The 20,673-nt window shown below is 58.0% G+C and carries 17 protein-coding genes; 8 read left to right on the top strand and 9 right to left on the bottom strand.

What is annotated here, in order from left to right; translation table 11 throughout:
• The first annotated feature begins 4 nt into the window (after nt 1-4).
• The 3 genes from JQN68_RS07900 to JQN68_RS07890 all read left to right on the top strand — a co-directional run bounded on the left by JQN68_RS07900 (nt 5) and on the right by JQN68_RS07890 (nt 3,703).
• On the top strand, nt 5-490 hold the full coding sequence (locus tag JQN68_RS07900) for a YajQ family cyclic di-GMP-binding protein (protein ID WP_225072515.1): 486 nt from the start codon (nt 5-7) through the stop codon (nt 488-490).
• 74 nt (nt 491-564) lie between these two features.
• Nucleotides 565-1,914, top strand: coding sequence for a 30S ribosomal protein S12 methylthiotransferase RimO (rimO, locus tag JQN68_RS07895; RefSeq protein ID WP_249621107.1), 1,350 nt, complete (start codon nt 565-567; stop codon nt 1,912-1,914).
• A 544-nt stretch (nt 1,915-2,458) separates the two neighbouring features.
• A complete protein-coding gene (locus JQN68_RS07890; RefSeq protein ID WP_225072514.1) occupies nt 2,459-3,703 on the top strand; it encodes a DUF4403 family protein in 1,245 nt (414 codons plus the stop codon).
• A gap of 386 nt (nt 3,704-4,089) precedes the next feature.
• Here the strand turns inward: JQN68_RS07890 and JQN68_RS07885 are convergent, their stop codons facing one another.
• Together JQN68_RS07885 and JQN68_RS07880 are read right to left on the bottom strand one after the other, a co-directional pair.
• A complete protein-coding gene (locus JQN68_RS07885) occupies nt 4,090-4,437 on the bottom strand; it encodes a hypothetical protein (RefSeq protein ID WP_225072513.1) in 348 nt (115 codons plus the stop codon).
• Between the two features lies 1 nt (nt 4,438).
• The gene (locus tag JQN68_RS07880; protein WP_225072512.1) at nt 4,439-5,137 is read right to left on the bottom strand and encodes a hypothetical protein; all 699 of its coding nucleotides are present in this window, start codon (nt 5,135-5,137) and stop codon (nt 4,439-4,441) included.
• A gap of 476 nt (nt 5,138-5,613) precedes the next feature.
• Between JQN68_RS07880 and JQN68_RS07875 the strand changes: the two genes are divergently transcribed.
• Together JQN68_RS07875 and JQN68_RS07870 are read left to right on the top strand one after the other, a co-directional pair.
• Nucleotides 5,614-6,339: an oxygen-binding di-iron domain-containing protein gene (locus tag JQN68_RS07875; protein WP_225072511.1), complete on the top strand. Its 726-nt coding sequence runs from the start codon at nt 5,614-5,616 to the stop codon at nt 6,337-6,339.
• An 87-nt stretch (nt 6,340-6,426) separates the two neighbouring features.
• A complete protein-coding gene (locus JQN68_RS07870; protein ID WP_225072510.1) occupies nt 6,427-7,671 on the top strand; it encodes a PQQ-dependent sugar dehydrogenase in 1,245 nt (414 codons plus the stop codon).
• Between the two features lie 6 nt (nt 7,672-7,677).
• Here JQN68_RS07870 and JQN68_RS07865 read toward each other — a convergent pair whose 3' ends face one another.
• From JQN68_RS07865 to nifU, 3 genes are all read right to left on the bottom strand, one after another.
• Nucleotides 7,678-8,433 carry a response regulator gene (locus JQN68_RS07865; RefSeq protein ID WP_225072509.1) on the bottom strand — a complete coding sequence of 252 codons (756 nt, stop codon included), beginning with the start codon at nt 8,431-8,433 and terminating at the stop codon, nt 7,678-7,680.
• A 184-nt stretch (nt 8,434-8,617) separates the two neighbouring features.
• A complete protein-coding gene (nifS, locus tag JQN68_RS07860) occupies nt 8,618-9,841 on the bottom strand; it encodes a cysteine desulfurase NifS (RefSeq protein ID WP_225072508.1) in 1,224 nt (407 codons plus the stop codon).
• Nucleotides 9,838-10,683, bottom strand: coding sequence for a Fe-S cluster assembly protein NifU (nifU, locus tag JQN68_RS07855; RefSeq protein WP_225072507.1), 846 nt, complete (start codon nt 10,681-10,683; stop codon nt 9,838-9,840). The genes nifS and nifU overlap by 4 nt, the downstream gene beginning before the upstream one ends.
• A gap of 456 nt (nt 10,684-11,139) precedes the next feature.
• Between nifU and JQN68_RS07850 the strand changes: the two genes are divergently transcribed.
• On the top strand, nt 11,140-11,694 hold the full coding sequence (locus JQN68_RS07850) for a hypothetical protein (RefSeq protein ID WP_225072506.1): 555 nt from the start codon (nt 11,140-11,142) through the stop codon (nt 11,692-11,694).
• Nucleotides 11,695-11,776: 82 nt separating this feature from the next.
• Nucleotides 11,777-12,778, top strand: a complete 1,002-nt coding sequence (locus JQN68_RS07845; protein WP_225072505.1) for a radical SAM protein — start codon at nt 11,777-11,779, stop codon at nt 12,776-12,778.
• Between the two features lie 43 nt (nt 12,779-12,821).
• Here the strand turns inward: JQN68_RS07845 and JQN68_RS07840 are convergent, their stop codons facing one another.
• The 4 genes from JQN68_RS07840 to JQN68_RS07825 form a co-directional block, all read right to left on the bottom strand.
• Entirely contained in the window at nt 12,822-14,354 is a 1,533-nt protein-coding gene (locus tag JQN68_RS07840) for a sigma-54-dependent transcriptional regulator (protein WP_225072504.1), read from the bottom strand.
• Between the two features lie 120 nt (nt 14,355-14,474).
• Complete coding sequence (locus tag JQN68_RS07835; protein ID WP_225072503.1) at nt 14,475-16,184, bottom strand: GAF domain-containing sensor histidine kinase; 1,710 nt, start codon at nt 16,182-16,184, stop codon at nt 14,475-14,477.
• 45 nt (nt 16,185-16,229) lie between these two features.
• Nucleotides 16,230-17,381: an iron-containing alcohol dehydrogenase gene (locus JQN68_RS07830; protein WP_225072561.1), complete on the bottom strand. Its 1,152-nt coding sequence runs from the start codon at nt 17,379-17,381 to the stop codon at nt 16,230-16,232.
• A gap of 140 nt (nt 17,382-17,521) precedes the next feature.
• The gene (locus JQN68_RS07825; protein ID WP_225072502.1) at nt 17,522-18,739 is read right to left on the bottom strand and encodes a molybdopterin molybdotransferase MoeA; all 1,218 of its coding nucleotides are present in this window, start codon (nt 18,737-18,739) and stop codon (nt 17,522-17,524) included.
• A gap of 1,102 nt (nt 18,740-19,841) precedes the next feature.
• Between JQN68_RS07825 and JQN68_RS07820 the strand changes: the two genes are divergently transcribed.
• The coding region (locus JQN68_RS07820) for an iron-containing alcohol dehydrogenase (protein WP_249621103.1) at nt 19,842-20,673 on the top strand (832 nt) is incomplete at its 3' end.

The raw sequence follows: 20,673 nt of genomic DNA, 5'->3' as shown, positions 1-20,673 counted from the left end.
ATCGATGCCAAGTTTCGACATTGTTTCCAAAGTGGATATGCAGGAGATTGACAATGCCGTCAACCAAGCCTTAAAGGAGATCGAGCAGCGCTACGATTTCAAGGGTACCCATAACGAGATCAACCTGGAAAAGGACGCCATCGTTTTGCTCGGCGCCGACGACTACAAGCTGGATGCGGTGATCGAGGTGCTCAAGGGCAAGCTGGTGCGTCGCAACGTGTCCCCGAAATGCCTCGATTATGGCAAGAAGGAACCGGCTTCAGGGGGTGCGGTGCGGCAGCGGGTCGGCATCGTGCAGGGGATTTCCAAAGACAAGGGCAAGGATATCGTCAAGCTCGTCAAAGACAGCAAACTCAAGGTCCAGGCCCAGATCATGGAGGACCAGGTGCGGGTGACGGGCAAGAAGATCGACGATCTGCAGGAGGTCATCCAATTGCTCAAGGGCCAGGATCTCGGCATCGAACTGCAATTCGTCAACATGCGGTCCTAAGCCGCCGGCAGCAAGTTACCGGCCCGGTGACGGGCGTTTTTTCAGGAGGTCAATTGGGTAAGCGTAAAGTAAGCATGATCAGCCTCGGTTGTGCCAAGAACCTGGTGGATGCCGAGGTGATGCTGGGCTATCTGCCGGTGGATCGCTATGAAATCACCACCGAGGAAAACGAAGCGGAAATCATTGTCGTCAATACCTGTGCGTTCATCAGTGACGCCAAAGAGGAATCGGTTGAAACCATCCTCGAGGCTGCGGAACACAAGAAAACCGGCCAATGCCGGCTGCTGGTGGTCACCGGCTGTCTGCCCCAGCGCTATGTGGACGATCTGGCCGGCGAGTTGCCGGAAGTCGATCTGTTCATCGGCACCGGCGATGTGCCGCGCCTGACCGAGCTCATCGAGGCCCTGGAACGCGGCGAGTCGGTCCGCCAGTCCGTCGGCCTGCCCCAGTATCTGTACGACCACACCACGCCACGGGTCAAATCCTCGCCCTTCTACTCCACCTACGTCAAGATCGCCGAAGGCTGCAGCAACTTCTGCTCCTACTGCGTCATTCCCCAGCTGCGCGGTCCCCTGCGCTCGCGCAGTATCGACTCGGTGGTGGCCGAGGTGCGGCGATTGGTGGACGAAGGGGTCCAGGAGATCAATCTCATCGCCCAGGACATCACCGCCTTCGGCAACGACCGCCACGACGGCGCGCGCCTTGAAGGCCTGCTGCGGGAACTGGTCAAGATCGACGGCCTGCAGTGGCTCAGGCTGCTCTACGCCTATCCCGACGGCGTCACCGAGGATCTGGTGGAACTGGTGGCGAGGGAGGAGAAGATCTGCAGCTATCTCGACATCCCTTTGCAGCATATCGACGACGGCGTCCTGGCGCTCATGAATCGCCGGGTCGACGAGCCCACCATCCGCTCCCTGGTCGGGCGACTGCGTGATAAAATCCCCGATCTGACCTTGCGCACCTCCTTCATCGTCGGCTTTCCCGGCGAGACGGAAGAGCAGTTCGCCCGCCTGCTGGCCTTCGTCGAAGAGGGCCACTTCGATCGGGTCGGCGTGTTCTGTTATTCCCGCGAGGAAGGCACCCCCGCCGCGGTGCTGCCCAACCAGGTACCGGAGCGAGTCAAGCAAAGCCGCTACCGCAAGCTGATGAAGGCTCAGCAGCGGGTCTCCTTCCGCCGCAACCGCGCCCTCATCGGTCAGGTGGTGCCAGTGCTGGTCGAAGGTTACAGCGAAGAAACGGAATTGCTCCTCAGCGGCCGCAGTATTCGGCAGGCGCCCGATGTTGACGGTCAGGTCTACATCACCGCCGGCCAGGCGGATGTCGGCAGCATCGTGCCCCTGCGCATTACCGACTCGTCCGAATATGATCTCATTGGTGAGATTGTTGGTTCCGATGGGGAGGTGCTGGTCGGGGCTGAAGGGTAGGGGGAAACGGCGGCTTTAAAGCCCCCTTTGCGGAACGGTCGCGATCGAGAGGGGATCGCTCCGCAATTCCCCACCAAAATCAAAACGCCCCGGAAACATGCTCCGGGGCGTTTTGCATTGAATCAACTCTTTGTGATTTCCCGTCGTGGGAATCTGTGACGGATTATCCGGACTGAATAATCCATGGGATAGCAAATTTTAGTTGGATAAGAATTCCCCCATTTGGCCCGGCGGATCAGAGACTGTCATAACGTCTTCCTCCTTTTCCATCCAAATGCCTCTTTTGCGTCTGAGGTAGTTAAACTATACCACAAAATTTTTTCCAGGACAGAGGAGATCTTTAGGAAATGCCCTCTTGATTTGCCGGAGCTTTTGCAGTATGTCATCATCCGCAGGGTGGCCGGGTGCGACCTCGCTCGCTACGACGCCCGGCACGGATAGCCTTATTGGGGAGCTACGGGGTATGCAAAGTTCACTTAAAAAAATGGATATTACATGCATTTTTAGACGGCTTTTCATTCTTTCGCTGTTTTTGCTGGGCAGCATGGCGAGGGTTTGTGCCGCCGTGCCGCCGTCCTCCATCAACCTCTGTGTCGAGACTTCATCCTCCGAGCTCGCTACCGTTATCAACCAGGCTCTGCCCAAGGATCTCTATAAAGGGCAGGGTGGGTTGGGCGTCTCCGTGGCAGTGCTTCGGAATGGCCCGGTGGCGGTTTCGGCGTCGGATGACTTTGTGCATCTCACGGTGCCCGTGCAGCTGACCTTCAGCAATGCCCTCTATGAAAGCTACCCGCTCCGGGCCGGGTTGAGGTTCAAGGCCAGGGTGAAGGTCACACCGGACTGGCGCCTCAAGACCGAGCTGTACTATACCGGTTTGTCGGACAGCCTGGTGGACACCCTCAAGCTCGGGCCCTTGTCCCTGAAACCGAAAGGCATGGTAGAGAGCGTCTCGGAGCCGGTGCAAAGACTTATGGCGCCGATCCTGGACGCCAAGATAAACGACGCTGTTCAACTGCGTGCCAAGGTGGCGCCGCTCTGGCGGAATGCCTTCTCCCCGATACAGGTCAGTCAGGAATTCAGCACCTGGCTGAAGCTGACCCCGGAAAAAATCGTCATGAGTCCCCTGTCGACGGCCAACAACGCCATTCGTTTGGCCATGGGTGTAGTGACCGGTGCCGAGATCGTTGTCGGGCCGAAGCCGGCCGCCACGGCGGTGAAGCCGTTGCCGCCGGTGCAGCTGCTGACGGCTTTCGACAAGAGTTTTCACATTCAGCTGGCCACCAACATCTTTCTGGCCGATCTCGTGACCGCCCTCAACCCGGTGTTGTTGGAGCAAACATTTGGTGACGACAAGAAAATTACCATAAAGGATTTCAAGCTTAAGGGGGAGGAGGGACGCTTGGTGGTGGCACTGAGCACGGCCGGGGATTTCAAAGGAGAACTGACGCTGTTTGCGAAGCCGGTGTACAACCCGCAGAACAATACTCTGACGTTTGAAAATGTCGATTTCGATACCAAAAAGACGGGATGGTTGATCAGTGCCGGCAGCTGGTTGTTCAGCAGTCCGATTCGCAGGACCATCAAGACCAAGCTCGATGCCGCTGTCGCCGAGCAATTGGAGCAGGCCCGCCTTAAGGCCTCCTCGGCCTTGTCCGGTCTGCAAATCGTCGAACATGTGAAATTAACCGGTGCCGTGAAATCCTTGTCCCTGGGCGAGGCAAGGGTGTTGAACGATCGGTTGTCAATCCAGGTTGTCGCCCGGGGCGAGTCGAGTATCATCCTGAATTGAATGGAATGGTCGTTTGCTGAGAAACAAAGCCCTGAGATACTGACTACTTGTGTATCGTGTGGTTGGTCGTGTCAAGAATTTCCGGCCCTTTTGGTCGCTGGCTGCGTTCCGTCTTCTCGGATTAACTCTGCTAGGCCTGCGGCGGCGCGCCTTGCCGGCAACCAAAATTTCTCAGAATTTCTTGACACGACTAAACGCATGTAACCCTAGGATACTCCACCGTACCATGCGATCATTTTATCCGGTCTCGGAATCAGGACCCCACTGAATGCGGTTAAGCAGGTCCTGAACGGCTATATCCTTGCATTTTAAAAATGGTATAAATCTAATAATAAAAATTTACCTGTCAGGGAGGAAAGAAAACAACTATAATCACAGTGCCGGCCTTAGTAGCAGACGGGAAAATGAACCGGCAAACCCAAGCTTGCCATTTCAAAGGCTGCGGCATAGGGTGATAACTGCACCGTATTGCAGGTTTCCAATATACTGTTTTTTCCGTTTCGAATTTCGCGGTAAAGTGCCCCTATAATTTGGCTTGGGATAAACCCCAACCCGGGTTGCCATCCTGGAACCTTTGGAAGGCTATTGACCGCTTGCGAACAGGTCCTGGCCTTTTCCATCATTTCACTGAGGATCCGAACGGAATCTTCATTGATTTCCCAGTGCCTCGCCTTTTCCCCGAAAACCTTCATCAAAACGAACTTCAGCTCACGCTTTTCAATGTCTGTCAACATTTCAATGCCCTCCTGATGGTTCTCTTATTGAGCCAATAATGTTTAAAAAATAATTTAAATCAAATCCAATTGTCCTTATTACAGAAAAAGATTCTGGTTCATTTTCATTTACTATTACCGCAAGACTACCAATTTGCGATGGGACATATTGATCGGTGGATGAATGGTAATAAGCGGTTACGTTGCCATTTTTTGCAACATATACAGGAACATTTTTGCGAAAATAGGTTAATTTCGACTTCATAGCCCACTGCCATACCTCTGGGCAATTTTTCAATTCATCTTTTGGGGTTTTAGTAAAAATTGCATGGGCTATGTCCTTTAGTTCCATACAATGATCCGCCGGGAAATTATCAATTGTCTTTTTGGAGATTGTTTCGATTGTAATAGTTGCTTTTTTATTATGATATGAAAAAATTAAAAGATTATTTATGTAATAAATTTTTTCAAAATCTGAGGGTATAAAAAGAGACAAGCCAGTTCTGTCTTGTAAGGGAAATGTTTTTTCCGTTGAGAAGTCAGGCCACTGCGCAACCGGTTGGGCAATGAGAAAAGACCATTCCTGATTGCAGGCAATGGCATGGTTAGCCAATGACCAGGGCAATAAAAAAAACAAGGGGAAAAAAAAGACAATTTTTAAAGATATTAACATTTTTTTTGAAAACATAAATGACGCCCCTTTCATTGCTTTCTTAATCAAAGCCCAAAAGTCCTGCAATTCTTAGAGTGCAGTAGATGCTAGCCTCGGGACCACTAGCGAAAAGCCTTCTGAACGCAACCCCGGCGGGATTTACCCTAAAATGAAAATTTAAAAAATATATTAAAAGATAATGAATATGGACAAATGCTATATTAGGTGGTCCTTGTTTGGGAGTCAACATAAAAATTTAATTTGTAAATGCTTTTTATGCACAGTGTTGGCATTGGCTGTCTTTCTTTGGTTTAAAAGAATTCGGCTCATCCACATGCACAAGAGGTCGATCTGGAAAAAACTTTCGGGATGAGTTTATATGCGAGTTTGGGGCGGATGCTGGAAGGTTGTGAGGATAGCCTACCACGCTGTCTAACCATGGTCCGGGATTTGCCTTTGCCGGCGACGGTGCTACCCTTGTGCAAGGCACTCCATTTCTCTCTTGGGTAAATGGGTGGTACCGCATTCCTGCCAGGGAGGCCGTGATGAAGACCCAAGTGGACGAAATCGCGCCCGATCTTTTCCGCATCTCGACCTATATCGCCAAGTACGATCTCCAGTTCAACCAGTTCCTGGTGCGGGACGACGAACCGCTGCTGTTCCATACCGGAATGCAGGGCATGTTCGAACTGGTGCGCGCGGCGGTGGCAAAAATCATCGATCCCGCAACCCTGCGCTGGATCGGCTTCAGCCACTTCGAGGCCGATGAGTGTGGCTCCCTGAATGCATGGCTGTCCCTGGCCCCGCAGGCGCAGGCCCTTTGCGGTATTATTGGAGCAACCATCAACATCAACGACTTCACCGGGCACCGGGCGCAGGTGTTGGGTGAAGGGGAGGTGCTGGTTACCGGTCGCAACCGTTATCGATTGCTGGAAACACCCCAGGTGCCCCATGGCTGGGATGCAAGTCTGTTATTCGAGGAGACCGGCGCGACCCTTTTCTGCTCCGACTTGTTACTCCAGAACGGCAATGTCGAACCTGTCACGGCGACCGATGTCCTGGCCAGGGCCAGGGAAACCCTGCTGCACTTCGAAGCGGGCCCTTTGGCCCATTCCACCCCCTATACGATCAGAACGGAAGGCACTCTGCGGCGTCTGGCGGACCTCGCGCCCCGGCGGCTTGCCGTCATGCACGGTTCAACCTTCGTCGGTGACGGCGGAGGCGCTCTGCGCAACCTGGCGGTTGTGTTGAAAGAAGTGCTGGCCTGCTGATCCCGCGTTGGTCGGGCTCTGCAAGGTGAGAGAGTGGTGGAAACGGCGGGTGATTTAATTCGATAGACCTGGCGATGAGGAGCGGCTATGAACAGAACATGCAATATGGCGTTGACCGCGCTGTTGACGGTCGGCCTGGTTGTGACCGGCAATGGCTGCGACCGTAACCGGAATGCCTCTTCGGCGGAGCCCGGCGCCGGCAAGAACGGTGCGCCAATGCTGAGCCGCACGGTGCTTATGTCAGGCCTCAGCAACCCCTGGGACATGGCCTTCACCCCCGACGGCGCCATGCTGTTCACCGAAAAGTGCCGGGGACTTTCCGTGCGCCGCGCCGACGGTTCGATCAAACGCCTGTTCGGTGCGCCCGGCGCCGCCGTGGTGGCCGACGATTTTTTCTGCCGCGGCCAGAGTGGCATGCACGGCGTCGCCGTCGATCCGGACTTTGCCCGTAACCGCTTGCTCTACGTCTACATGCCATCCAAAGCCAGCAGCCCGGAGACCAACCGGGTGGTGCGTCTTGCTGTCGCCGGCGACTACTCCACGGTCAGCGATCGGACCGATATCGTCACTGACATTTCGTTCAAGCACCGGGCCAACCGCTGGGGCGGTTCAGGCGCCCACAGTGGCGGACGGCTCCGCTTCAGCCCCTTCGACGGCTACCTCTATGTGACCACGGGGGACAACCACAACGGTCCCCTGCCGCAGGATCTGAGCCGGCTGGGCGGCAAGGTATTGCGCATCGACGGCCACGGTGCGGCGGCGCCGGGCAATCGGACTCAGGCCGGCGGCGATCCGCGGATCTTCACCTACGGCCATCGCAACGTGCAGGGGATCGCCTTTCATCCCGCCACCGGGCAGCCCTTTGCCTGCGAACACGGTCCCGGTCACAACGACGAAGTCACGCCCTTGATTGCCGGCGGCAACGGCGGCTGGGATCCGAAGCCGGAGCCCGGTGTTGCCTGCGCCAGTGACTATTGCGGGTACATCTCCAACAAGCCCGACGGCACCCCGACGCCGATGACCGATCTCGCCAAGTTCCCGGATGCCATGCGTCCATCCTGGAACAACGACGGTCAATCGGAAGGCATGGGGCCCTGCACCTTCCTGAACGGAGCCGGCTGGCAGGAATGGGATGGCCGGTTGGCGGTCGGTTTTTTACGCGGCGCCCGCATCGAACTCCTGCAACTGGACGCCACCGGCATGACGGTCGGCACTACGACCGTCGCCGGCATCCCGTCGGAACGCCTGCGCAGCCTGGTTCAGGGGCCGGACGGAGCGCTGTACGTGGCCACCGACGGCGGGGTCATTTGGCAGCTGGCCCCACAGCCTTAACCCATATCAGGCCCTGCCGCGACGGACCGTTGGATCCGTGCCTTCCTGGGCCTGGGCAGGGCTTTGTTGGCGGATGTGGTTGCAGAGCGCCATCAGGTCGGGCAGGCGCAGGGACAGGAACTGCAGGCCGAAACCGGTCGGCAGGCGCGGATTGACCGGGTTCTCGGCGCTGTTGATCCAGGAGACGCAGGCCTGACAGCGGATGGGATCGACGGTATTCGGCAGGTGAAATTCGACGAACAGCGGCTGGTCGATGGCCAGTTTCGACGCACTGTGGATGAACATGCCGCCCGGGCCGAGATTGGAGATGGGCCCTTCCTGCAGCCGGTTGGGATCGCTGCCGTAGCAGGCCGTCAACCGCACCTCGACGCGCGGGAAGGAGCGGTAGGTCAGGCCGAGGATGCGCCGGGCGCTGGACAGCAGCAGGTGACGGGTCAAGGGCTTGAAAAGGATGTCGGAACAGCGTGCCTTAAGGCAGCGGTTGAGGGCTTCCTGGTTGCCCGACGGCACGATCAGCACGACCGGGATGGCGCGCAGGCGCGGATCACTGTTGACCCGCCGACAGCATTCGTCACCGGGAAGTTCTTCCTGATCGATGTCGATGAAGGCAAGATTGGGTTGTTGACGCTGAATCAGATTCCAGGCCTCCTGGCCGCTGCAGGCCACCAGCAGGGCAAATCCCTCCTTTTCAGCAAAATGTTCATCCGGCGCCAGGATCGGCACCAGGTCACGATGAATCAGTACTTTGGGATAGGCCGCCATGAAAACTCCGGAAAGGGCCGGCCCGACTGCCGGCCTGGCAACCGGACGGCAGTACCGGAACCAGGCCGGCAGGGGCAATGAGCAAGCCCATTAAAACTAATGCTCTAAAACAATGTCGTCAAGAAATATTGACAGGCCGGCCACAGTGGCACCGAAAAATTGTTCCAAGGCCGCTGTGGCGCCCTCAGCCGTGGACATGGTGGGCGACGTCGCCGCCGGTTAGAAACGCGTCCATCGGTTTGCCGTCGACATAATCCTGCCAGAAGGGTGAAATATCCCGCAGGCGCTGGATGATGGGCGGCAGTACGTCGATGACCACATCCACATCCTCCTCCGTGTTGTAAATGCTCAGGCTGAAGCGGATGGAGCCGTGGGCGGCGGTGAAGGGCACCCCCATGGCCCGCAGCACGTGGGACGGCTGCAGGGAGCCGCTGGTACAGGCCGAACCCGATGAGGCGCACACCCCTTCGTCGCTGAGCAGCATGAGGATTGATTCACCCTCGATATATTCAAAGCTCAGGTTGGTGGTGTTGGGCAGCCGGTGCTGCCGGTCGCCGTTGACGATGGTGTTGGGGATGCGCTCCAGCAACGCGGTTTCCAGGCGATCGCGCAGGGCCCGGACCCGGGTGTTTTCCTCCTCGAGATGGGCCAGGCAGAACTCGGCGGCATGACCCAGTCCGATGATGTAGGGCACGTTTTCCGTGCCGCCGCGGCGGCCCGCTTCCTGGTGGCCGCCGACCACAAAGGGCGCGAAGCGCGTGCCTTTGCGGATATAGAGGGCGCCTATCCCCTTGGGGGCGTGGAGCTTGTGGCCCGACAGGGACAGCATGTCGATGGGGCTGCGGCCCATGTCCATGGGGATCTTGCCCACCGCCTGTACGGCATCCGTGTGGAAGGGGATGCCGCGTTCCCTGACGATGGCGGCGATCTCGTCGATGGGGAAAATAACCCCCGTTTCATTGTTGGCTGTCATGATGCTGACCAGTGCCGTGTCTTCCGTCAGAACGTGACGGAGTTCTTCCAGATCCAGTTGGCCCTGGCCATCGACCTTGAGCTCGGTAATGCGGTAACCGCGCGCCTGCAAGTGATGGGCGACATTCAGTACCGCCGGATGTTCGACCCGGGAGATGACCAGGTGTTTTTTCTCCGGATAGGAATAGAGGGTGCCCATAATGGCGGCGTTGTCGCTTTCAGTGCCGCAACTGGTGAAGACGATTTCCGAGGGATGGGCGCCGATGAGGGCCGCGACCTGTTCCCGGGCCGTTTTTAGATGTCGGGCGACCTGCCCGCCGAAAAAGTGCATGCTCGAAGGATTGCCGTACAGATCGGCAAAAAAGGGCAGCATGGCCTCGAGCACTTCCGGTGCCGTGCGGGTGGTGGCATTGTTGTCCAGATAGATGGTTTTCACGGCTTCACCTCCTCGACTTCGAGGTCGGGGCTGACGAATTCACGCAACTTGGCCTCGACGAAGTGCTTGAGGGTAAAACTCGACTGAGGACAGAAGGAGCAGGTGCCGCGCAGCGCCACCAGCACCTTGTCGCCGTCGATGTCGATGAGTTCCAGATCGCCGCCGTCGGAGCGGATGGGCGGCAAAATTTCTCGCTCCAGAGTTTCCTGGATGAGGCGGATTTTCTGCAGGTTGGAGAGCTTCTTGCCGGCCGCTACCCGCTGCTCGGCCGGTTCGGGCGGTTGCTTGCCCCACAGTCCTTCCAGGATGTGGGCGATTTTCGGATGGCAGGCCTGGCAGCCGCCGCCGGCCTTGGTGTAGTCGGTCACTTCCTCGATGGTGGTGAGGCGGTTTTCCCTGGCCACCCGCTCGATTTCCCGATCGGTGACGCCGAAGCATTTGCAGACGATTTCGAAATCTTCCTTCACCACCGCCTCACCCCGGTAGTTGGCTATGGCCGCCTCCAAGGCTTCCTTGCCCATCACCGAACAGTGCATCTTTTCCTCCGGCAGGCCGCCGAGGAATTCCGCCAAATCCTGATTGCTGATTTTCTCCGCTTCTTCCAGGGTTTTCCCCTTGGCCAGTTCCGTCAGGGCCGACGAGGAAGCGATGGCGCTGGCGCAGCCGAAGGTCTTGAATTTGATATCCTGGATGCGCCCCTGTTCGTCCAGTTTAAAGGTCAGGCGCAGGGCGTCGCCGCAGGCCAGCGAGCCGACCTCGCCGACACCGTCGGGATTTTCAACCTCGCCGACGTTGCGCGGGTTCAGAAAGTGGTCCTTGACTTTATCGGTATAATCCCACATCGATTCCTCCTCGGTTGGCTGGTGCCGGCCAAGCCGGCCACGCATTTCTAACAGTTTAAATTTGTTCCGCCTGTTGTCAAAGGCCGGCCGACAGGTTTGGTCTTCGGCCGGGGGCCGGTTCCGGGCATCTCGGACGAAGCTCCTGCCCGAACCCTGCCAGGCACGGTAAGGAAAAAAGACATTTTATGTCGTTGATGAACGCCGTGTTGTGCTGCTATGGTATGGCAACCAGGAACATGGAGCAGCCAGGGCCAGGCGGTTATGGCAGCAGGTTCGGGATTCTGAAGGGTGCCGGTTCCAGCGTTGGTTCGACGACATGGTACATTTATACGGAGAGGGTTTTCAGTTCGACAGCCGCAGAGGGCATTGGCGGCCGGGAAAAACCCGGTCCTCGGTACCCCTTGCACATTTCAATAAGGTTGCCGCAATCCATCAAGCCCCAGGAAAGGAGCAAGCATGAACAAGGAGGATTTCATTCTTTTCAGCGGCGGCGCCAATGGCGCAGAAGCTGAATTCGGTGCCAACGCCGAGTGTTTCGGCATCGAGGAGGTGAATTTTACCTTTGCCGGCCACAGCATTACCCGGCAAAGAGGCGTGCGGGTACTGAACCACGAAGAACTCAAGCAAGGCGATGTCAGCCTGGAGTATGTGTCCCGGCTGATGAATCGTCGTTACACCGACAGCCTGAAGATTCGCAAAATTTTGCAGAGCATCTGGTACCAGATCAACAATGCCCAGGAAATCTTCGTTGTCGGCGAGATTCTGCCCGACCAGACCGTCAAGGGCGGAACCGGCTGGGGGGCTGAATTCGCCAAACTATGCAACAAGACCCTGTATGTGTTCGACCAGAAGCAGGATGGCTGGTTCAAGTGGACCCAGGCGGAATGGCAGGCGTTGGGAGCGAAGCCGCCGATTATCAGCGAAAAACACTTTGCCGGCACCGGCACTCGTTTTCTGCAGGAGAACGGCCGCCAGGCGATTGCGGCACTCTTCAAAAGGTCCTTCGCCTGAAACGGTGACCGGATTTTTCTGGCCGTTCCTTTTGGAACGGCCTTTTTTCTGCCATCAGAACTGGCCCGTTAGGGAAGGAGTTATGGCGCGAATCTTTGCAGATATAGTGAGGAAGGTACGGGACGGCGAGTGCTTGAATCGGGATGAATTAATCAGTCTGCTGGACCTGCCGCCCGATGCTCCGGAAAGTTTTCAGATCATGGCGGAAGCCAACCGGGTTTCCAAGGAACTGACCGGCAACCGGGCCGAAATCCACGCCCAGTTCGCTCTCAATCTGGGCCCCTGTGCCAAGGATTGCCAGTTTTGCTCCTTTGCCGCCTGTCATGGCATTTTTGACCGGGCGACGGAGCTGACCGCCGACCAGGCCGTGACGCAGGCCCGCCGGTTCGAGGCGGAGGGCGCCAATGCCATTTTCGTCATGACTACGGCCGCCTGGCCGCTGGCTGCCATCCTGGAAATTGCGGCGGAACTGCGCCGCCAGTTGCTGCCGACAACGCCCCTGGTCGCCAATGTCGGAGATCAGACGGCAGCCGGTGCCCGACGGCTGCGCGAGGCGGGGTTTGCCGGCGTCTATCACGCCCTGCGATTGCGGGAAGGCATCGACACTCGCTTGTCGCCGGAGGAGCGGCGTCGCAGCATCCGATATTTTCAGGAGGCGGGATTGCAGGTCGGCACCTGTGTCGAGCCCATCGGCCCGGAGCACAGTAATGAGGAACTGGCTGAGATGATTCAATTTACCGCAACTATAGGGCCGGTGTTCAGCGGCGCGGCGCGGCGCATTGCCATTCCCGGCACCTCCCTGGCCCGCCACGGCATGATCAGCGAGATGCGCATGGCCCAGATCGTTGCGGTAACGCGCCTCGGCGTGCCGCGCAGCGTGGCGGGCAATTGCACCCACGAACCCTGCACCCTGGGGGCCGCGGCCGGTGCCAATCTGTTCTGGGCCGAGGCCGGTGCCAATCCCCGGGATACCCGGGAGCGTACCGAAGAGGGTCGCGGTACGAACGTGGCCGAGTGTTGCCGGCTGTTCGGCGAGGCAGGTTGGCAGTGTCTGGAAGGGCCTTCTCAGTTTTACCGGACTTGAGGGGCGCTCCTGTGAGTCGGACCGCCTATCGGCACGGCATGGCTCAGAGATTCTGCAGCCCGTACTTTTTGATTTTCCGGTGCAGGGTGTTACGGGCGATGCCGAGGGCGCGAGCCGTTTCCGTGATGTTCCAGCGGTATTGGTGCAGGGTACGCTGAATCGAGGCGGCCTCCGAGTCTCGCAGGGCCTCCGTGCCCATGGAGGTAATGCCCCGCTTGCGCATCACGCTCTGCAGGTTGCTTTCCAGGCCCCGCAGGGAGTGCAGCAATTGGGTGATGTCGCCGTCGGAAAGCTTTTCAAGGAATTCCGGGTTGGCGTAATGTTCCCAGAAAGAGTCCAGGGAACAGGGGCGTGATTCCGTCACCAGTGACGGCGGCGGATCGTTGCGCACCTCGAGGCGTTGCGGGCGCGGCTTGGCGGCGGCCAGCTTGCCGGAGAAATGTTCCGGCAAAATAACGTTGCCCTCGCACAGGGCCACCGCCTGGCGCAGGGTGTTGGACAGCTCGCGGATATTGCCCGGCCAATCATAGTCGCAGAGCAGATCGATGATGTCCTTGGACATATTGATGGCTGGGTTGAACTGTTTGACAAAGTACCGCGCCAGCATCGGAATGTCTTCGCGACGTTCGCGCAGGGGCGGGATTTCCAGTTTGACCACGTTCAGGCGGTAGAACAAGTCTTCACGAAATTCGCGGCGCAGCATGGCCTGTTCGAGATCGACGTTGGAGGCGGAAACCACCCGAACATCGCAGTGGATCTGTTTTTCGCCGCCCAGACGCATGAACTCGCCCGTTTCCAGCACCCGCAGCAGTTTTACCTGGATGGCCAGGCTGGCTTCGCCGACCTCGTCCAGAAACAGCGTTCCCTTGTCAGCCAGTTCGAAAATGCCGCGGCGCAGATTGCCGGCGCCGGTGAAGGAGCCGCGCTCGTGGCCGAACAGCTCCGATTCCAGCAGGTTGTCCGATAGTGCACCGCAGTTGATGGGGATGAACATCTGGTCCCGGCGCTGCGAGGCCGCGTGGACGAAACGGGCCAGGACCTCCTTGCCGGTGCCTGTTTCACCATGGATCAGGACACTGATGTCCTTGGCGGCAATCTTGTAGGCCAAGGATGTCAGGCGTTTCATTTCCGGCGAGGCCCCGACCTGGAAACCGATGGATTTGGCCAGGCTGCTCCACTCCTGCTCGTCGTCGTGCTTCTCCTCACAACTCAGGGCGGTGGCCTTCTCCACCAGGCTTTCAATGAGCTTGATGTCGTCGAAGGGTTTTTCCAGGTATTCGTAAGCGCCCAACTGCATGGCCCGGACCGCCGTTTTGATGGTGCTGAATCCGGTCATGATAATGACTTCGCAGGCCGGCTGGCGGGCCTTGATGTGTTTCAGCAGGGTCAGTCCGTCCGTATCGGGCAGCTTCAAATCGACCATGGCGACATTGAAGCTGCTGCACTCCAGGGCCCGCAGGGTCTCCGCCTCATTGCCCGCGGTCACCGTCCGGTAGCCTTTGCGGGTCAGCAGGCGCCGGAAAAAGGTGCAGACGGATTCCTCGTCATCGATGATCAGAACACTTACCTTGCTCAAGACAACACCACCTTTTTGGGACAGAATCTGAAAACAGGCCGTCGTGGCACTGGAACGGAAGGCCCTGGAGACCGCCGATCAGTCGCGCTCGGCGCATCGTTTTAACCCGTTTCCAATGTATCAGGAAAATGACGGCGGCGCCAGGATCGAAACCGGGGCGAGATTTTTGGGCGGCTCCAGCGGCAGGAGCAGGGCAAAGGTGCTGCCCTCGCCATGCACGCTTTCCACCTCGATGGATCCGCCATGGGCCTCGACGATGCCGAGGCTGACGGACAGGCCCAATCCGGTGCCCTTGGTTTCTTCCTTGCTGGTAAAAAACGGGGTGAAGACCCGTTGCAGATTTTTTGCAGGGATGCCGACGCCATTGTCCCGCACGGCGACCACCAGCCAAACTTTGTCGTCCACCTCTTTCAAAAAGGAACGGACCTCGATGAGCTTGTCGCGCTCGATGCCGGCCAGGGCGTCCCGGGCGTTGATCAAGAGGTTGGTCAGGACCTGCTGCAACTGGCGGCCATTGGCCATGATGAACGGCAGATCGGGGCTCAGATGCTTGCTGATGGTGATCTGGTTGCGGTCGATCTGATAATGAATCAGGTGCAGCACCCGCTCGATCTCCTGATTGATATCCGTTTCCGCCTGGGGCAGATGGTCCTGGCGCGAGAAGGTCAGCAGATTCTGGATGATGCGCTTGCAGCGCAAACCGCACTGGACGATGTCTTCCAAAGGTTCGCGCAGCTCAGCGTCTTCATGGAGTTCGCGGTGAATCAGTTGGGCGGTACCGATAATCACAGTCATGGGACTGTTGAGCTCATGGGCCACTCCTGCCGCCATTTCGCCGATGGCCGCCAAGCGTGCCGAATGCATGAGTTTGGCTTCCATGTTGGTCTTCTGGGTGACATCCTTGATGATGTGCGTAATGGCGGTCAGGCGCTGATTCTCGTCCATGACCGGATAATAGGCGATATCGAGTACCTGGCCGGAATCGGTTTCCAGGCGCTTATAGATGGGCCGCGGGTCGGTTTTCAGCGTCGCCATGGGGCATTCTTCACAGGGCGCGCTGCGACCGTAAAGCCGCGCATAACACTTGTTGGCGTGGTACTCCCTGCTTTGCAGGTCCTCGCCGGGAGCAAACATTTCGGGAATGCGGCGGCCGTTGTCAAGGAGGATGTTGTAGTCCGGATCCAGCAGCAAAATGGGGTCGGTGACCGCCTTGAAGGTGGCCTCCCAGCCTTGCTGGGCGCGGGAGACCTCTTTGTAGAGCCGTGAATTCTGCATGCTGATGGTTAAATGATCGGCCAGGTGCTGCAAAAAGCCCACTTCGGCCTTCTGGTAGGCTGCCGGCCGGCTACTGCCCACCAGCAACAGCCCACTGACGGTGGCACGGATGAACAGGGGAGCTACGGCCAGGGACTGGAGGCCCGGATTCAGCTGCGGATTGTGCTGGAAAAAGGCATCCGTTTCGCGCAGTTGCGACAAGACCCCGGCCTGGCCGCTGCGGATGGTGTCCCAGAGGCGGGATTCGGACGGGACGCTGGGCAGGGTACCGGCCGGTTTCGGCATGGCAGCGCGCAGCAGCAGCTTCTGATCCCGGAGCATGGCCAGGCCCAGGAAGTCGCAGGGCAGGGCCTGGTGCAATTGCCGGTAGGCCCGTTCGATCATGTCTGCGGTGGACATGTCCAGATGGATGTCGCGAGACAGCTGGTGCAGGATTTCCAGACGGATGTTTTGTTTGAGAATCTCGGCGTTACGTTGCTTCAGCTCTACATAGTAGTTGAGCTTGGAGGAATTTACGCCGGTCAGATCTTCGATGAGGGTCTTTTTGTCAAGCATGGTTGTCCCAATTCGGGCTGCCTTGCCGCCGGAGCCATCCCCGTTCTAAAAGGCTTTTTCGAAAATCCGCTGGATGTCGACGAGATCGGCATGCCGGGGATTGGTGACCAGGCAGGCGTCGTTCAGGGCGTTCCGGCTCAGGGTGCGGAGACTTTCCGCCTGCAGGCCTACGGCGGAGAGGTTTCTGCCCAAGCGTATGTCACAGGCCAGTTGCCGCACCGCGTTGATCGCCCGTTCCGCCAGAGTTTCGGGCGGCCCGGCCGCCAGCACCTCCGGCCCCATGGCGCGGGCGATTTCCTCGTATTTTGCACGGCAGGCGGGAAGGTTGAATTCCATGACATGGGGCAACAGCATGGCATTGGTCTCGCCGTGATGGGTATCCAGCAGGCCATCCACCTGGTGGGTCATGGCATGGCCGGCACCGAGAATGGCATTGGAAAAGGCGATGCCGGCATTCAGGCTGGCCATGGCCATGTGGGTGTTGGCTTCCAGGTCCTGGCGATGGAAGACGCAACGGTGCAGGTAGCCGAAAATCAGGCGGATGGCGTTGAGGGCGTGGATGTCGGTAAGGGGCGTGGCGGCCAGAGAGACGTAGGATTCGATGGCATGGGACAGGGCGTCCATGCCGGTGGCGGCCGCCAAACGGGGCGACTTGGTGGTCAGCAGCTCCGGATCGATGATGGCGATGTCCGGGATCAGTGACTTGGAGATGATGGACATCTTCAGGCGTCGCTGATGATCGACGATGATGGCGAACTGGCTGACTTCCGAGCCGGTACCGGCAGTGGTGGGGGCGATGACCATGGGCGGCAGCGGCAGGTGGATTTTATTGATGCCTTCGAAATCCCGCAGGGTGCCGCCATTGGTGGCCAGCATGGCGATGGCTTTGGCGGTGTCGGCGGGACTGCCGCCGCCCACCACCACCAGGGCATCACAGCCCGAGCGGAGGTAGTGCGAGACCCCCTCGGCGACCTCGAAATCCTTGGGATTGGAGGTAATGTCCGAAAAAATCTCGAAATCCAGGCCGGCCGCCCGCAGGTAATGAAGCGCCTGGTCGACCCAGCCGGCTTCCATGACGCCCCGATCCGTCACCACGAACACCTTGGACGCACCGCTGCGCGCGGCACTTTCGCCGATCTGGCTCAAGGCGCCCTGACCGAAAATGATTTCGGGGGTGACGAACTTCCTGATGTTCACCGAGGTTTCCTTGCAGAAATCGTTCATGAGCCCCCTCGCCGAAAAATCCCGCGAACGGGGCCGACCACAGCCTCCATCTGACCCGGACAATAATGTTTACAATATAATAAAAGCATCATGGGAGTCAAAGCAAGTTTTCTTCAGCCTTCCAGCATGGTTGCCTGGTGGCTCAAAAAGTGGATCCTGACCGTCTCCCCGGCTGCGAAGCGATCTTTGTCTTCAGGCAGCAGGGCCAGTGCGTCGGCCCGGACCATGGTCTTGAGGATGCCGGTATTCTGATCCCCGGCACAACTTGCGAAATAGCGGCCGTCGCGCAGTTCGACGCTGACCCGCTGAAAATTGAGGACGCCCAGGCGTTTTTTGTCGAGATTGGTGGTCAGGGTCGCCTCGAACAGCGGCTTGATGATTCTCGTATGGCCCATCATTTTTAGCAGCGCCGGGCGTACCAATTCCTCGAAGGTGATCATGGTGGAAACCGGATTGCCCGGCAGGCTGAAAATGGGTTTGCCGTCCCGTACGGCAAAGGAGGTCGGCCGTCCCGGCTTGATATCGACCTTGCAGAAAAGGTTGCGTGCCCCCAGTTCTTCAAGCACCGGTCGGACGAAATCCCGGTCCCCGGTGGAGACTCCGGCCGAGGTGATGAGGGCGTCGGCCTTGAGCCCTTCGGTAAGCTTTTCCAGATGATCTTCCCGTGTATCCAGGGCGATGCCTAGGATATCGGGGATGCCGCCGATTTCCTTGATGGCGGCATGCAGAGCCAAAGTGTTGCTGTTGATGATTTTATCTTCACTAAAGACTTCACCAAGCTCCGCCAACTCGTCCCCGGTCGCCAGAATGGCGATGCGGGCCCGCCTGAAGACCGGAACAAAAACCTTGCCATAGGAGGCCAGCATGCCGATCTCTGCGGGCCGCAGCAGGGATCCGCGCGGCAGAATGCATTCGCCGCAGCGCACATCCTCACCCATGAAGCGGACGTGGGCATTTTGGGCAACCGGGTTGATAATGCGCACCCCGTCGGCCGACGCTTCCGTCTCCTCCACCGGCACCACGGCGTCGGCACCCGGAGGCAGGGGGGCGCCGGTCATAATCTTGATGGCGCAGCCGGGCGCAACTTCCTCGACGGACCGGGCACCGGCCGGCAGGAAGCCGGTCACCCTCAGCACGCTCGGCTGCCGGCAATCCTGGCTGCGCACGGCATAGCCGTCCATGGCCGAATTGGTCCAGCGCGGCATGTCCCACGGAGCCAGGATATCCTCAGCCAATACACGATTGTCGGCTTCGGTGAGGATGACTTTTTCAATACCCAGTGGGGCAATGTGTTCGAGGATCAGCTGGCGTGCTTCTTCAAAACGCGGCATCTCGGATTATACCTCCTGCCGCCTGACCATCGTGCCTTGGCCGACGCGGCTGTGCGCACGGCAAACGACCGTCAGGTCGGCGATTGACGGGGGTCGCACGCGCCAAGGGGAGCGCGTGACCCGTTTGGAAAAATATAGAACGACGTATTAAAAGAAAAAAATCGTCCTCGCCCTGCAAAAAAGAAATTCCGTGCTATGCTCAATCCCGTAGCCGAAATGAGAGGCGGTGATGGCCCTCGGTTGTGGGCTGCGGCTGCCTTGGAAAGCAGGGAACCCTTCCTGCCCGCGCAAGCGGAGTTGGCCAAGGAGCAAAGCGGGGAGTGAGGGGGCGTGAATCGGCCTGCCTGGTCTCCGGCAAACTTGGAAAATTCCCTTTGCGGGTCGGTCATTGAAAACCGAATCTGTTTCGAAACCCTGTTCGAAACCGAGGTGGAGACTTCGGCATGGACCTCCTTGGGCTGAAACCAACCCGAGACCAGGGCCTGGACGGCGCTCCCGGAAGATCTGTCGAACTGGGGAAACCTACTATAATATCAATGTTTTTTCAACAAAAAAGGAGCGGCTCCATCCCCTTGACTGGAACGCAGTTTGATGTTGGTCGGCTGTGTCAAAGTGTAACAGGGGCTGCTGCTACAAAATGTAACAATACGCACCTTAATGGATTGCAGGGTCTTGTCTCGGAGTGTTGGTACGGTGGTTTTGGCGAATGGAATGAGTGTGCCGAGGATGTTGTCTACGGAAAAAATTAACTCTGTTCTGTTTTTATAAAGAGGGCTTTTCGGCGAAGGCTGTGGCAGTTATCGGGGTTTGAGGGCGGTTTTTTGAGGAAATTGGCCATGTTTTCTTTGGCGAAGAATGGGTCCAAAGGGAACTGGCATTCAAATTGCTATCTTTACGGACTACCTTGCCAGGGCTTTGATAAACAGTGTTTTGCAACGCTGTGCGCCATACGGTAAAGCGCTGGATTCATCAAAGGGTAACCATCGGAAGGGAGGTGACCGCAGGAACAGGATATTGAGTTTATGAAGTGAGTCACAGATGTCGTAGTACCTATTGGTGGGTGAGTACAAAACTCAAACAGTTCTTATGAGGAGGATTTATCATGCCCGTTGTCAATCTCGCAGATACCACTTTCGGCTTTTTCATTCCCAGCGTTACCCTGATCGGTCCGGGTTGCTCCAAAGAAGTCGGCGCCAAAGCCAAAGAACTGGGCGCTAAAAAAGCCATGATCGTTACCGACGCCGGCCTGGCAAAGCTGGGCGTGGCCGACAAGATCGGCGGGTACCTGAAGGAAGCCGGCGTGGATGTCGTTATCTATGACGGCGCCGAGCCCAACCCGACTGACAAAAACGTCCATGACGGCGTGAAGGTTTTCAAAGATAACGGCTGTGACTTCCTCATCTCCCTGGGCGGCGGCTCCTCCCATGACTGCGGCAAGGGTATCGGCCTGGTTTGCGCCGGCGGCGGCAACATCCGCGACTATGAAGGCATCAACAAGAGCAGCGTACCTCTGACCCCGTTGATCTCCATCAACACCACCGCGGGTACCGCTTCCGAAATGACCCGTTTCTGCATCATCACCAACACCGATACCCACGTGAAGATGGCTATCGTTGACTGGCGCTGCACTCCGCAGGTGGCTATTGACGACCCCGTGCTGATGATCGGCAAGCCGCCCGCACTGACCGCTGCTACCGGTATGGACGCCCTGACCCACGCCGTGGAAGCCTATGTGTCCACCATCGCCACCCCGATCACCGACGCCTGCGCTGAAAAAGCCATCCGTCTGATCGCTCAGTGGCTGCGTCCGGCTGTTGCGCTGGGCTCCAACATCGCTGCTCGCGATGCCATGTGCTTCGCCCAGTATCTGGCCGGTATGGCGTTCAACAACGCCTCCCTCGGTTATGTTCACTCCATGGCTCACCAGCTGGGCG

The sequence above is a fragment of the Desulfuromonas sp. CSMB_57 genome, assembly GCF_020194955.2.
Taxonomy (GTDB): domain Bacteria; phylum Desulfobacterota; class Desulfuromonadia; order Desulfuromonadales; family Syntrophotaleaceae; genus JAFCIY02.
The sequence above is the reverse complement of the archived record's forward strand: the minus strand, read 5'-3'. Positions and strand labels throughout refer to the sequence as shown.

Excerpts from the sequence above, each read along its gene's own strand:
- JQN68_RS07900 (WP_225072515.1), top strand. The coding sequence starts at position 5 with ATGCCAAGTTTCGACATTGTTTCCAAAGTGGATATGCAGGAGATTGAC.
- rimO (WP_249621107.1), top strand. The coding sequence starts at position 565 with ATGATCAGCCTCGGTTGTGCCAAGAACCTGGTGGATGCCGAGGTGATG.
- JQN68_RS07890 (WP_225072514.1), top strand. The coding sequence starts at position 2,459 with ATGGCGAGGGTTTGTGCCGCCGTGCCGCCGTCCTCCATCAACCTCTGT.
- JQN68_RS07885 (WP_225072513.1), bottom strand. The coding sequence starts at position 4,437 with ATGTTGACAGACATTGAAAAGCGTGAGCTGAAGTTCGTTTTGATGAAG.
- JQN68_RS07875 (WP_225072511.1), top strand. The coding sequence starts at position 5,614 with ATGAAGACCCAAGTGGACGAAATCGCGCCCGATCTTTTCCGCATCTCG.
- JQN68_RS07870 (WP_225072510.1), top strand. The coding sequence starts at position 6,427 with ATGAACAGAACATGCAATATGGCGTTGACCGCGCTGTTGACGGTCGGC.
- JQN68_RS07865 (WP_225072509.1), bottom strand. The coding sequence starts at position 8,433 with ATGGCGGCCTATCCCAAAGTACTGATTCATCGTGACCTGGTGCCGATC.
- nifU (WP_225072507.1), bottom strand. The coding sequence starts at position 10,683 with ATGTGGGATTATACCGATAAAGTCAAGGACCACTTTCTGAACCCGCGC.
- JQN68_RS07850 (WP_225072506.1), top strand. The coding sequence starts at position 11,140 with ATGAACAAGGAGGATTTCATTCTTTTCAGCGGCGGCGCCAATGGCGCA.
- JQN68_RS07845 (WP_225072505.1), top strand. The coding sequence starts at position 11,777 with ATGGCGCGAATCTTTGCAGATATAGTGAGGAAGGTACGGGACGGCGAG.
- JQN68_RS07835 (WP_225072503.1), bottom strand. The coding sequence starts at position 16,184 with ATGCTTGACAAAAAGACCCTCATCGAAGATCTGACCGGCGTAAATTCC.
- JQN68_RS07825 (WP_225072502.1), bottom strand. The coding sequence starts at position 18,739 with ATGCCGCGTTTTGAAGAAGCACGCCAGCTGATCCTCGAACACATTGCC.